Origin of the sequence: Roseivirga seohaensis subsp. aquiponti (genome assembly GCF_001267955.1) — a bacterium.
GTDB lineage: Bacteria > Bacteroidota > Bacteroidia > Cytophagales > Cyclobacteriaceae > Roseivirga > Roseivirga seohaensis.
Genome location: NZ_JSVA01000001.1, coordinates 125,793 through 137,487, shown reverse-complemented (window position 1 = coordinate 137,487; position 11,695 = coordinate 125,793). Strand labels below are relative to the sequence as shown.

Here is an 11,695-nt window from a genome sequence, read left to right as displayed (position 1 = left end):
TAGGTTTTATTTCAAACAGTACATAACGCCCACTCTAAATTGCCACTTCTAAGAGTGCAATAAAAAAGGTCTGATTTTCAAAATGAAAATCAGACCTTAATATATTCCGCTAGAAAAAACTATGCTTAGAGCTTTCTAAGTAAGTTATTGATAGAGGTAACTTCCGTTAGCTTAGACTTTAGCTCCTCCACTGAAATTCTGATTTGACTTAAATCATCTCTATCACGAATTGTAACTGTATTGTCTTCCAAAGTTTGGTGATCGACAGTTACACAATATGGTGTTCCAATGGCATCTTGTCTTCTATAACGTTTACCAATGGCGTCTTTTTCATCGTATTGGCAATTGAAATCAAACTGAAGATCAGCCAAAATTGCTCTCGCTTTTTGTGGAAGTCCTGAATCTTCCTTTTTCAATAATGGCAAAATAGCCACTTGATAAGGCGCTAACGCTGCTGGTATTTTCAATACTGTTCTTTCGCTACCATCTTCTAATGTTTCTTCAGTATAAGCAGCGCTTAGCACAGCCAAAAACATTCTGTCTAAACCAATTGAGGTTTCAACTACATAAGGCACAAATGATTCATTATCCACCGTATCGAAAAACTGAAGTTTCTTTCCAGAATATTCTTCGTGTGCTTTTAAATCAAAGTCGGTTCTAGAGTGAATCCCTTCCAGCTCTTTAAAGCCCATCGGGAAATTAAACTGAATATCGGCAGCGGCATTAGCGTAGTGCGCTAAGTTAATATGATCGTGGAAACGGTAGTTTTCATCACCCAAGCCAAGGGTTTTGTGCCATTTCATTCGTTTTTCTTTCCAGGTTTCGTACCAAGTCAATTCTTCACCTGGCTTTACAAAAAACTGCATTTCCATTTGTTCGAACTCACGCATTCTAAAAATAAACTGACGCGCGATTATTTCATTTCTGAAGGCCTTTCCGATTTGGGCAATACCAAAAGGCACCTTCATTCTACCAGATTTTTGAACGTTCAAGAAGTTGACGAAAATTCCTTGAGCTGTTTCTGGACGCAAATATATTTTGTTAGCTCCTTCGGCCACAGAACCCATTTCTGTAGAAAACATTAGGTTAAACTGACGAACGTCTGTCCAGTTTTTAGAGCCCGAAACTGGGTCGGCAATACCTAATTCTTCAATAAGGGCTTTAACATCGGCCAAGTTTTCGGTTTCTAAACTATTACCTAAACGCTGGCTGATTTCGTCTATTTTTTCTTTATTTCTGAGCACGTTAGGGTTGGTGGCCAGAAACTGCTCCTTATCGAAAGCATCGCCAAAACGCTTCTCAGCCTTTTCAACTTCTTTGGTAATTTTTGCTTCAATTTTATCGAGGTATTCCTCAACCAAAACATCCGCACGGTATCTTTTTTTCGAATCCTTGTTATCAATCATCGGATCGTTAAAGGCATCTACATGGCCTGAGGCTTTCCAAGTGGTAGGGTGCATGAAAATCGAGGAGTCAATTCCTACAATGTTTTCATTCATTTGCACCATGGCTTTCCACCAATACTGCTTGATGTTGTTCTTTAGTTCAACCCCGTTTTGACCGTAGTCGTAAGCGGCAGAAAGTCCATCATAGATTTCGCTCGATTGAAAAATAAAACCGTATTCCTTCGCATGCCCAGCGATTTTTTTCAGCTGATTATCGTCATTTTGTGCCATGCGGCAAAGATATAGAAAAGGCTTTCAACATGTGCAATGCATTACTGAAAAAGGAAACTTCCGCTTATCAAGTCTCGGCATAATCCTTGAGGCTTTTTGCGAGTCTTAGAAATCAGAATCCTTATATTTGTTTGGTATGAAAAGAAAGCTTTCCACAGCCGTACTTATTTTGGCCGTCATTGTTGGTGGTATTGTTGGTGTTCAACAGTATCAGCTTTATCAAACAAAACAGTACAGCCCTGCTGAAATCGCATCATATAGTAATAATGCCATAAATATTGAGGTTACTTACAGTAGGCCATTTAAGAAAGACCGAGAGATCTTTGGCAAGCTTGTTCCTTATGGCAAATGGTGGAGAACTGGCGCTAATGAAGCTACTACTATTCAGCTTTCTAGAGATGTTTCCTTTTCTGGAAAAACCCTAAAGGCAGGTTTATATTCTTTAGTAACTATTCCTGGAGAAACAGAATGGCAAATCATTTTCAATAATCAGATTCACGATTGGGGTACGGTTTATACTCCTGAAGATGATGAGCTAAGGGTAATAGCAAAAGTAGAAGAACTGCCCGAAGTGGTTGAACAGTTTACCATTGATTTTTCTGAAGAAAACGGAGGCCCTGTGCTCATTATGGCATGGGATAAAATTAAAGTCTCAACTCCATTCAAAGTGCTTTAAATTCCCCTTAAATTTTATTCCTTCTTTTTAATTGTCTGATAAGTAGAATTAATTACTTCTTCAGGCCTGACCCATATCTGCATTTTTCTGAACTCATTAAACCTTGTTGTGCTATTACCATCAAAGAGCCATAACAAACAAAAAGGAAATGAGGTCAATAATTAAAATCTTGATGGTAAGCTTGATTGGTATATCAGCAAACCAAATGTTAGCTCAGAACACTAATAAAACTTTGTTACAAACAGAGCAAATGGCAGCGAGGCTCGGACTAAATGAGCAACAGAAATTAGCACTGGATAAGGAACTGAAAGCAGCGCAAACGGAGCGTAAAGCCTCTATGGAAAAAATGAGGGCTTTGAGAGAAGAAATGAAACGCGATGCTTTTGTAGAAAGGCAAGCTAAAGAAGAAAGACTTAAGGAAATTCTAACCGAAGAGCAATACGCAAAATTACAAGAGGTTAAGAAAGATGGCCAAAGAGCTCGGGTACAAGGCCAAAGAAATCGAGGAGAAATTAGGGGTAGAACAAATAGAAATGAAGCTCGCTTTTCATCCCGAAATAACAGAAGAAATATAGGCAAGCGTATGATGATGCAAAAGCGCAATGCCGAAATGAAAGAAAGGGCCAAAGAAAAAAACGAGCCTAAAAAAGACGGAGGAAATTAAAGATTTGTATAAGTGTAATATGTGGTTGTTTTGTAAAAAGGGGTCGATCGAAAGGTTGGCTCCTTTTTCATTTTGTGTATACATTAAATTTTGTACTTCTATTTCAGCTGCTTTAATCTGGTATCAATATTTAAACCTTTAGTAAGCGTTTTGTGTACCGGACATTTATCTGCAATCTGCAAAATTCGCTCACGTTGTTCTTCACTCAAATTTCCTGTTAGTTCAACCTCTCTATCTATAAATTCCATTTGTGCAGGCAGCCCATCTATAGCATCAGCAGCATGGCGCTTATCAAAAGTTAGGTGTACTTTCACATCATCAAGCTCCATCTTTTTATGATTGGCGTAAAGCCTTATGGTCATGGCTGTGCAAGCTCCCAATGCAGAAACGAGCAAGTCATAAGGGGTTCCTCCTAAGTTGGTTCCGCCTACAGCCTTGGGTTCATCGGCAATTAAGTAGTGTTTATTGGCCATTATTTCAGAAAAGAGACCATCTTCCTTCTCATTTCTAACCACCACCTGATGTGTGGTTTCTAGGCCTTCTTCACTCACTTCCAAATCCACGTATCGCTTAGCCCAAGTGGCAATTGTTTCGCCTACATAAAGTGAGTCTGCCTTGTCAGTTAGCAAGTGGTCTGCCTTGTCTAATGATATGTAACTTTTTGGATGATGCGCAGCAACATAAATCTTTTCTGCATTTGTGATGTCCACCGTTTCATCTTGCGGAGAATGGAAAATAAGTAGTGGTTTTCTTAACTCACTAATAACTGAAGTAAGTTCTGTTTTATCCAGATCCTCTATAAACTGCTGCTTAATCGTAAATGGTCTTCCTCCCAATGAAACCACCGCCTTACCATTTTCTTCAATCTCTTCTAACGAACTTTTAAAAAGCCTTTTTAGGTGAGGTGTATCTGCTGGCGCACCAATAGTAACTACAGATTTTATAAAATCTAGTTGGCTTGCTGCCATCAATACCGCTGCACCTCCCAGTGAATGGCCAATTAGAATACTTGGGGCTTCGTAGTTCTCGGCCAAATATTCAGCGGCAACAATAAGGTCTTGAACATTCCCAGAAAAGTTGGTGTCTGCAAAATCACCCTCACTTTCGCCCAAACCCGTAAAATCAAACCTTAACACAGCAATTCCTTTCGAGGTTAATGCTCTGCTAATATTTGTAACCGCAATTAAATTCTTGGAACAGGTAAAGCAATGCGCAAACAAAGCATAGGCCAAGGGCTTCCTATCTACAGGCTGTTCGAGTTTTGCAGAAAGCAGAAAACCTTCAGCATTTTTGAATTGAAGTTTAATCGTTTTCATGGCCATTGTAGGTTTATTTTTTTAGGTTAATCTATAAAACGAAAGCAAGAGTATACACCTATAACCAAAAAGTGTTTGGTTCGTTAAAAACGATGTGCTCTTTAGAGCCGCTATTTAAAGATTTATTTTTTAGGCATAGGTAAGGGTAAATACCAAGCGCCTTGTTTTCTAATAAATCTACCTATAAAAAAGGTCGCTCAAATAAATCTCTAAAGGAAGAGGAGTCCGATAGAAGAACAAAACAACAAATTTGAACGATATAGATGAGGCACTATCTTAACCGATAGTGCTTTTTTATTTTCTATTGAAAAGATCAATTGGCCTAGCCGCTTAAAACAAATATCTTTGCAAACGGTTTATCAAGGCTAAATTCCTACCATGCAAAAAGAAAAAATTGGTGTATTACTCGTTAATCTAGGCACACCAGATAGTCCTTCCACATCAGACGTTCGCAAATACTTACGCCAGTTTTTAATGGATGGAAGAGTAATTGACATTCCTTTTCTTTCAAGATTTCTCTTAGTTCAGGGCATTATAGCCCCTTTAAGAGCACCCAAATCGGCAAAAGAATATGCCAAGCTATGGGTAGAACGGGGCAGCCCTTTGAAATTTTACGGTTATGATGTTCGCGATTCTTTGCAAGAGTTATTAGGGCCTGGCTATAAAGTGGCTTTGGGCATGCGTTACCAAAACCCAAGTATTGAAGAGGCATTAAACGAATTAAAAGCAGCCAGCGTAAGCCGAATTATTGTGATTTCGCTGTTCCCTCAATATGCATCGGCCTCCACTGGCTCTGCTGTACAAGAGGTGAATGATGTGGTTAACAAATGGCAAGTGATTCCTTCCATGAGTTACATTAACCAGTTTATGGATCACCCTAAGTTTATTCAGGCTTTTGCAGAAAACGGACTTAAGCTAATGGAAACCACTGATTACGATCATGTGGTTTTCAGTTACCATGGTTTGCCAGAACGCCAAATCAAAAAAGGTTCAGATGGAAATCAGTGTCAGCTGGGTAGTTGTTGTAATAAGTTTCATGAAAAAAACCGCTACTGCTACAGAGCACAATGTTTTTATACTTCGCGCCTTTTGGCTGAAAAACTAGGCTTAAGAGAAGATCAGTATACCATCAGTTTTCAATCTAGGCTGGGTAAAGACCCATGGATTAAGCCTTACACTGATGAAATTTTGAAAGACCTTCCTGAAAAAGGAATTAAAAAGGTATTGGCTTATTCTCCGGCCTTTATTGCCGATTGCCTTGAAACTACTGTTGAAGTAGGTGAACAATTTAAAGAAGAATTTATGGAAGCAGGTGGAGAAGTTTGGGATTTGGTACCAAGCCTTAATAACTCACCAACTTGGATTGAAGGTTTGAAAGAAATGGTAGAAAACGCTTAAGCGACTAATTCGCAGCGCTAATTTGTTCTATTCGGATAAATGCTCCGTCACCCAATAGATTGGCGCAATCAGACAGTTCATCCAGGATTTCCCCTTTAATGAATACCAAAGCTCCATTTTGCTTGTATTGGGCAGGTAAGAATGTGGGAACGAAGTATCGCCCACCATCGGTTTGGAAAATGTATTCACAATTAAGGCTTACTGTAGCGCCTTCTACAATTGTACCTCTGAGTTCAGAAATATCAATGTCTTCATCAGCGCAACTCAAAAGGAAAAAAGAAAACAAGGCCAACAGATAAATTGGCCTTGTTACGATTTTATACAATATGGAACGAAATTCGTTCTTCATTTTTAAGCGTGTACTGGGTTTAGAATCTCAACGAGTTTTTCAACCGTATAGTCTACTTCTTCTGCTGTAGAGTATTTCCCGAAAGAAAAACGAATGCCTTGTCTTTCTGGGTCTGCTTTTATTCCTGTCAACACATGAGAGCCTGTATTGGCACCGCTAGAACAGGCACTTCCGCCAGAAGCAGAAATTCCATTAATATCTAAGTTGAAGAGCAGCATATCATTGTCTTCGTGTGCAGGAAAACTTGCATTCAACACTGTGTAAAGGCTGTGGCCTTCTCTGATGTCACCATTAAATTCTATTCCAGAAATGTTGTTTTTCAAACCTTCAATCATTCTGGTTTTTAACCCTTGAATGTGCTTAGCATGGCTGTCCATATCACGATAAGCAATTTCCAGTGCTTTGGCTAAGCCAACTATGCCGTAAACATTTTCTGTTCCGCCTCGGTGGTTTCGCTCTTGGCCTCCGCCTTCCACAAAACGACCAATTTTTTTACTCTTACACACCCTTAAAAAACCAACACCTTTTGGGCCGTTGAATTTGTGCCCTGCACCAACAATAAAGTGGCAAGCCAATGCCTGCAAATCATGTTTGAAATGCCCCATGGTTTGCACCGTATCGGAATGGAAAACGGCATCGTACTCTTTACACATCTCACCAATTCTGGCAATGTCATTTAATGTTCCAATTTCATTATTGGCGTGCATAATAGACACCATTGACCTTGAATTGTTCTTTAAGAGGCTATTCAGATGGTCATAATCAATGTGGCCTTGGTGATCGAGGTCTACAAAGCTCAATTTCACTTTACCTTGAGCTTCAAGTTTTTCTGCTGTTTGCAAAACCGCCTTGTGCTCAATTTTCGAAGTGATTAAATGCTTTAAATCATAGGCTTCTACACTGCACGTAATGGCAGTATTATCGGCCTCAGTTCCGCCAGAAGTAAAGAAGATTTCAGAAGGAGTTGTATTTAGCAACTCAGCTACCGTTTTTCTTGCACGTTCAATCTTCGTTCTTACCTCACGGCCATGGGCATGAGTAGACGATGGATTACCATACATTTCGAGCATCATTGGTTTCATGGCCTCAAAAACCTCAGGATCCAATGGTGTTGTAGCAGCGTTGTCTAAATATATCCTTTTCATTCTATCAAGATTTTGACGAAACGATTTCTTTAATATCTGTAATAATTTTATTGGCCAAATACTCGGCTGTTGCTTGAGATTCAGACTCAGAATATATACGAATAATTGGCTCAGTGTTCGACTTTCGCAAATGTACCCATTCTTTGTCAAACTCTATTTTTACACCATCAATGGTGTTTACTGGCTGCTTAGCATATCGATTTTGCATACCTTCCAGCACTTTATCCACGTCAATCTCTGGCGATAAATCAATCTTATTTTTTGAGATATGGTAGTTAGGGTAGCTGGCCCTCAGTTGAGACATTTTCTTTCCACTTTTAGCCAAGTGAGTTAAGAAAAGGGCGATTCCTACTAGGGCATCTCTACCATAATGTAATTCAGGATAAATGATTCCACCATTTCCTTCGCCACCAATTACGGCATTCGTTTCTTTCATTTTGGTCACCACGTTCACTTCGCCTACAGCAGCGGCTTCGTAAGTACCTCCTCTTTTTTCGGTTACATCTCTCAAAGCTCTTGTTGAAGAAAGATTTGAAACGGTATTACCTTTGGTTTGCGATAGCACATAATCGGCCACCGCTACTAAAGTATATTCTTCGCCAAATGGGTCTCCATTTTCTGACACCATTGCCAAACGGTCTACATCAGGATCGACTACAAAACCAACGTCATAAATGCCTTTCTGCATAATTCTGGTAATGTCTCCTAAATGCTCTGGAAGCGGTTCGGGATTATGAGGGAAATGCCCGTTTGGTTCGCAATAAAGTTCTTCAACTTGTACAACACCCAGCGCCTTTAATAAAGGAGGAAGTGAAATACCACCTGTAGAGTTTACGCAGTCAATGGCCACTTTGAATTTGGCAGCTGTAATCGCTTCAACATCCACTAAAGGAAGTTTCAAAATGGCATCAATATGTTTTTGAATATAAGTATCGTCTGTTCTATACTTGCCTATAGACTTAACAGGAGCAAATTCATAGGCATCGTTCTCTGCAATTTCTAATACTTCTTTTCCGTCATCACCACTAATAAACTCGCCTTTTGCGTTTAACAGTTTTAGGGCGTTCCATTGCACAGGGTTATGACTGGCAGTTAGAATAATTCCTCCACAAGCATTTTCAGCTGCAACAGCCATTTCAACGGTTGGCGTAGTAGAAAGGCCGAGGTCAACCACGTTTAGGCCTAATCCCCTCAATGTAGACGAAACTAAGTTAGAAACCATTTCACCAGAAGGTCTGGCATCTCGACCGATAACAATGGTGTTTTGCTTAGAGTTTTGTTTTGCCCAGGTGCCAAAAGCAGCAGAAAATTTAACAACATCAATTGGTGTAAGTGATTCATTTACTTTACCACCAATGGTTCCTCTTATTCCTGAAATAGATTTGATTAAGGTCACGTATATATTTGGTTGATTGTAATTACAAAGCTAGCAAAAACGCAATATGACAGTCGCTTTTAATCGACTTTTGAAACCAAGCTTACTTGAATTTAGAGAGCACTTTATCTACCTCATTGTCTGGGTTTCCACAGCTTTCTCCTGCTTGTATAGTTTTGCCACAAAAGCTGCAAGGCGCACCGTCTTTATTCAAAAAGGGATTTTGCGAGGCACAAGTGCCTTTAAATTCTCCGTTTTTCAAAAAAATCAAGCGTACAGACATGAACACGAAAAACAATCCGACAAGTCCTAAGGTCAAATATAAAGTTGTCATAATAGACTAATTTTCTGCAAATTTAAGATAGTTGTGCGTAGAACGCTACCTTTGAAGAGTAAGTTTCCCAAAAAGCCTTTATCTAAATGCTTAAACCCAAAAAAGACCTTCGTAGAAAAGAAAAACTAGAAGCCTTCGATCGCCTGCTGACCATTATGGATGAGTTGCGCTTAAATTGCCCTTGGGACAAAAAGCAAACACTAGAAAGCCTCCGCCACTTAACCATCGAAGAAACATATGAGCTTTCAGAAGCCATACTTGAAAACAACTTAGATGAAATCAAAAAGGAAATAGGAGATGTAATGCTCCATTTGGTCTTCTATTCTAAAATAGCCGATGAACAAAATGCCTTTGATGTAGCCGATAGCATAAACGCCATTTGCGATAAACTGATCCATCGCCACCCGCATATTTATGGTGATGTAGAAGCCAAAGACGAACAGGCGGTAAAAGAAAATTGGGAAAAAATTAAGCTTAAAGAAAAAGGAAACACTTCTGTTTTAGGTGGTGTTCCGAAAGGCTTGCCAGCCATGGTAAAAGCCATGCGAATTCAGGACAAAGCCAGAGGGGTTGGCTTTGACTGGGAAAAGAAAGAACAAGTTTGGGAAAAGGTAGAAGAGGAAATGCAAGAGTTCAGAGATGAATTCAACATTGAAGAAACCGCTAAAATTGATAAAGAAAAGGCCTCTGCCGAGTTTGGTGATCTGCTTTTCTCTCTCATTAATTATTCCCGCTTTATAGACATTAATGCTGAAGAGGCCTTGGAGCGAACAAACCTTAAGTTTATAAAGCGCTTTCAGTTTTTAGAGTCTGAATCTAAAAAGGACGGAAAAAATATAGCAGAAATGAGCCTACAGGAAATGGATAAATATTGGGAAAGGGCTAAGAAACTTTAGAGATTTGCATTGAAGTACTTATGAAATTCAACAAGACCCTTTCAAAGTTTTTAGTCTGGAGAATACGCCACGTTAGTACGCGTAATTTTCTTATGATTCTTAGCGGAGTAATAGGGGTTGCAGGAGGAATTGCAGCTGTAATTCTAAAAAGTACCGTTCATTATATTCAACACACCCTCAGTGATTTTAAGGAAGATGTTGCTCATTACCTCTTTTTAATTTACCCTCTTATTGGAATAGTAATTACATCAATTGTAGCCGATAAATTACTAAAGGAAAAATTGGGCCATGGCATTACGAGTATTCTTTACACAATCTCCAAAAAGTCGAGCATTATAAGCCGAATAAAAACCTATAGTAGTATGATTACTTCTGCCATTACCGTAGGCTTTGGCGGTTCGGTTGGTTTAGAGGCGCCAATTGTGGTTACAGGCTCTGCCATTGGTTCGAATATAGGGCAGCTAATGCACCTTAGCTATAAGCAGCGTACTCTGATGATTGGTTGTGGGGCTGCGGCTGCAATTTCTGGGATTTTCAACTCCCCAGTAGCTGGCGTTATTTTTAGTATCGAAGTTATTTTAACGGATGTTACTATTGCAGCCTTTATCCCATTATTAATTGCATCGGTAATAGGCTCTCTGGTGTCTATGCTCACTTTAGGTTCAGATGTACTATTCTCATTCGACCTTACAGACCCTTTTTTAGCCTCAGATTTTCCATACTTCTTGGTTTTAGGGGCTTTATGTGGCTTGGTTTCCGTTTACTTTACTCGGTTAACCCAGTTTACAGAATCGGTAGCTGTTAGAATTAAAAATAAAACAGGCCGAGCCATTTTTGGGGGATTGGCCCTGGGTATAATCATTTTCGTTTTTCATCCGATTTATGGAGAAGGTTATGATTCAATTACCACCATTCTAAATGGAAACCCCGAGGCTCTTTTAAAAGAAAGCTTTTTTCTAAAGAATGAAGACAGCACAATTTTTCTCATTCTTTTCTCATTAGGAATTTTACTCATCAAACCAATAGCCACTGGACTCACTTTAGGGGCTGGAGGCAGTGGTGGAATTTTTGCTCCTTCGCTTTTTATTGGAGCGATTACGGGCTACATCTACTCTCAAACCATTAACTTTTTAGGTATAGGCAAAACCCTTTCGATTAGCAATTTTACCTTGGTAGGCATGTGCGGGGTAATGAGTGGGGTATTGCATGCTCCTCTTACTGCCATATTTCTTATTGCTGAAATTACAAGCGGATATACCTTGTTTTTGCCTCTAATGCTAGTATCAGCCATTGGTCTAAGTACCTCTCGTTATTTCGAACAGTACTCTTTTTATACAGGCCGCTTAATTAAAGCCGGAGACCTTATTACTAATGACAAAGACCGACAGGTGTTAAGTCTAATTAAAATTGAAAAACTCATTGAACACGATTTACTCACTATTCACCAAGACAAAACTTTGGGTGATTTAGTAACACTAGTTAGAAAATCGAAAAGGAATATTTTCCCCGTAGTAAACAATAACAACGAGCTTCAAGGAATAATTACCTTAGACGACATTCGAGAAATTATGTTTGACCCTGCTTCTCAAAAAAGTGTAATTGTTGCGACCTTAATGCACAAACCCCCTGAAACAGTTTTTCTGAGTGATAAAATGGAGGAAGTAATGACTAAGTTTGAAAAGACAGGCGCATGGAACCTTCCAGTAATTAAGGATAATAAATACGTTGGAATTGTGTCAAAGTCGCGTATTTTCAATGCGTACCGAACTAAACTCAAGCGTCAAAATAAAGAATGATTGCTCTGAAAATAACTAACTGATTTTCGGATATTTTTTTCCGCTGAAATTGTGAATACCTCGCTTCAGA

General features: G+C 39.2%; 11 protein-coding genes. 5 read left to right on the top strand and 6 right to left on the bottom strand.

Annotated elements, in window-relative coordinates:
- Positions 1–125: 125 nt before the first annotated feature.
- Positions 126–1,676: a glycine--tRNA ligase gene (locus OB69_RS00565; protein ID WP_053221739.1), complete on the bottom strand. Its 1,551-nt coding sequence runs from the start codon at positions 1,674–1,676 to the stop codon at positions 126–128.
- A gap of 136 nt (positions 1,677–1,812) precedes the next feature.
- Between OB69_RS00565 and OB69_RS00560 the strand changes: the two genes are divergently transcribed.
- A complete protein-coding gene (locus tag OB69_RS00560) occupies positions 1,813–2,352 on the top strand; it encodes a DUF2911 domain-containing protein (RefSeq protein WP_053221738.1) in 540 nt (179 codons plus the stop codon).
- Between the two features lie 250 nt (positions 2,353–2,602).
- Positions 2,603–3,016 carry a hypothetical protein gene (locus OB69_RS00555; RefSeq protein WP_157608447.1) on the top strand — a complete coding sequence of 138 codons (414 nt, stop codon included), beginning with the start codon at positions 2,603–2,605 and terminating at the stop codon, positions 3,014–3,016.
- A 98-nt stretch (positions 3,017–3,114) separates the two neighbouring features.
- Here OB69_RS00555 and OB69_RS00550 read toward each other — a convergent pair whose 3' ends face one another.
- Positions 3,115–4,332 (bottom strand): bifunctional alpha/beta hydrolase/OsmC family protein, encoded by a 1,218-nt coding sequence (locus tag OB69_RS00550; RefSeq protein WP_053221804.1) that lies wholly within the window; start codon positions 4,330–4,332, stop codon positions 3,115–3,117.
- Between the two features lie 378 nt (positions 4,333–4,710).
- Here OB69_RS00550 and hemH point away from each other — a divergent pair, with 378 nt between their 5' ends.
- Positions 4,711–5,730: a ferrochelatase gene (gene hemH / locus OB69_RS00545; RefSeq protein WP_053221736.1), complete on the top strand. Its 1,020-nt coding sequence runs from the start codon at positions 4,711–4,713 to the stop codon at positions 5,728–5,730.
- Positions 5,731–5,734: 4 nt separating this feature from the next.
- Here hemH and OB69_RS00540 read toward each other — a convergent pair whose 3' ends face one another.
- The 4 genes from OB69_RS00540 to OB69_RS00525 form a co-directional block, all read right to left on the bottom strand.
- Positions 5,735–6,079 (bottom strand): hypothetical protein, encoded by a 345-nt coding sequence (locus OB69_RS00540; protein ID WP_053221735.1) that lies wholly within the window; start codon positions 6,077–6,079, stop codon positions 5,735–5,737.
- Positions 6,080–6,081: 2 nt separating this feature from the next.
- Positions 6,082–7,224: a cysteine desulfurase family protein gene (locus OB69_RS00535; protein ID WP_053221734.1), complete on the bottom strand. Its 1,143-nt coding sequence runs from the start codon at positions 7,222–7,224 to the stop codon at positions 6,082–6,084.
- Between the two features lie 4 nt (positions 7,225–7,228).
- On the bottom strand, positions 7,229–8,620 hold the full coding sequence (gene glmM, locus OB69_RS00530) for a phosphoglucosamine mutase (protein WP_053221733.1): 1,392 nt from the start codon (positions 8,618–8,620) through the stop codon (positions 7,229–7,231).
- An 82-nt stretch (positions 8,621–8,702) separates the two neighbouring features.
- Positions 8,703–8,933, bottom strand: a complete 231-nt coding sequence (locus OB69_RS00525; protein WP_053221732.1) for a hypothetical protein — start codon at positions 8,931–8,933, stop codon at positions 8,703–8,705.
- Positions 8,934–9,019: 86 nt separating this feature from the next.
- Here OB69_RS00525 and mazG point away from each other — a divergent pair, with 86 nt between their 5' ends.
- Both mazG and OB69_RS00515 read left to right on the top strand, forming a co-directional pair.
- Positions 9,020–9,829, top strand: coding sequence for a nucleoside triphosphate pyrophosphohydrolase (gene mazG / locus OB69_RS00520; RefSeq protein WP_053221731.1), 810 nt, complete (start codon positions 9,020–9,022; stop codon positions 9,827–9,829).
- 20 nt (positions 9,830–9,849) lie between these two features.
- Complete coding sequence (locus OB69_RS00515) at positions 9,850–11,625, top strand: chloride channel protein (protein ID WP_053221730.1); 1,776 nt, start codon at positions 9,850–9,852, stop codon at positions 11,623–11,625.
- The last annotated feature ends 70 nt before the right edge of the window (positions 11,626–11,695 follow it).

Coding starts and splice junctions, on each gene's coding strand:
- OB69_RS00565 (WP_053221739.1), bottom strand. CDS start 1,676: ATGGCACAAAATGACGATAATCAGCTGAAAAAAATCGCTGGGCATGCG.
- OB69_RS00560 (WP_053221738.1), top strand. CDS start 1,813: ATGAAAAGAAAGCTTTCCACAGCCGTACTTATTTTGGCCGTCATTGTT.
- OB69_RS00555 (WP_157608447.1), top strand. CDS start 2,603: ATGGCAGCGAGGCTCGGACTAAATGAGCAACAGAAATTAGCACTGGAT.
- OB69_RS00550 (WP_053221804.1), bottom strand. CDS start 4,332: ATGAAAACGATTAAACTTCAATTCAAAAATGCTGAAGGTTTTCTGCTT.
- hemH (WP_053221736.1), top strand. CDS start 4,711: ATGCAAAAAGAAAAAATTGGTGTATTACTCGTTAATCTAGGCACACCA.
- OB69_RS00540 (WP_053221735.1), bottom strand. CDS start 6,079: ATGAAGAACGAATTTCGTTCCATATTGTATAAAATCGTAACAAGGCCA.
- OB69_RS00535 (WP_053221734.1), bottom strand. CDS start 7,224: ATGAAAAGGATATATTTAGACAACGCTGCTACAACACCATTGGATCCT.
- OB69_RS00525 (WP_053221732.1), bottom strand. CDS start 8,933: ATGACAACTTTATATTTGACCTTAGGACTTGTCGGATTGTTTTTCGTG.
- mazG (WP_053221731.1), top strand. CDS start 9,020: ATGCTTAAACCCAAAAAAGACCTTCGTAGAAAAGAAAAACTAGAAGCC.
- OB69_RS00515 (WP_053221730.1), top strand. CDS start 9,850: ATGAAATTCAACAAGACCCTTTCAAAGTTTTTAGTCTGGAGAATACGC.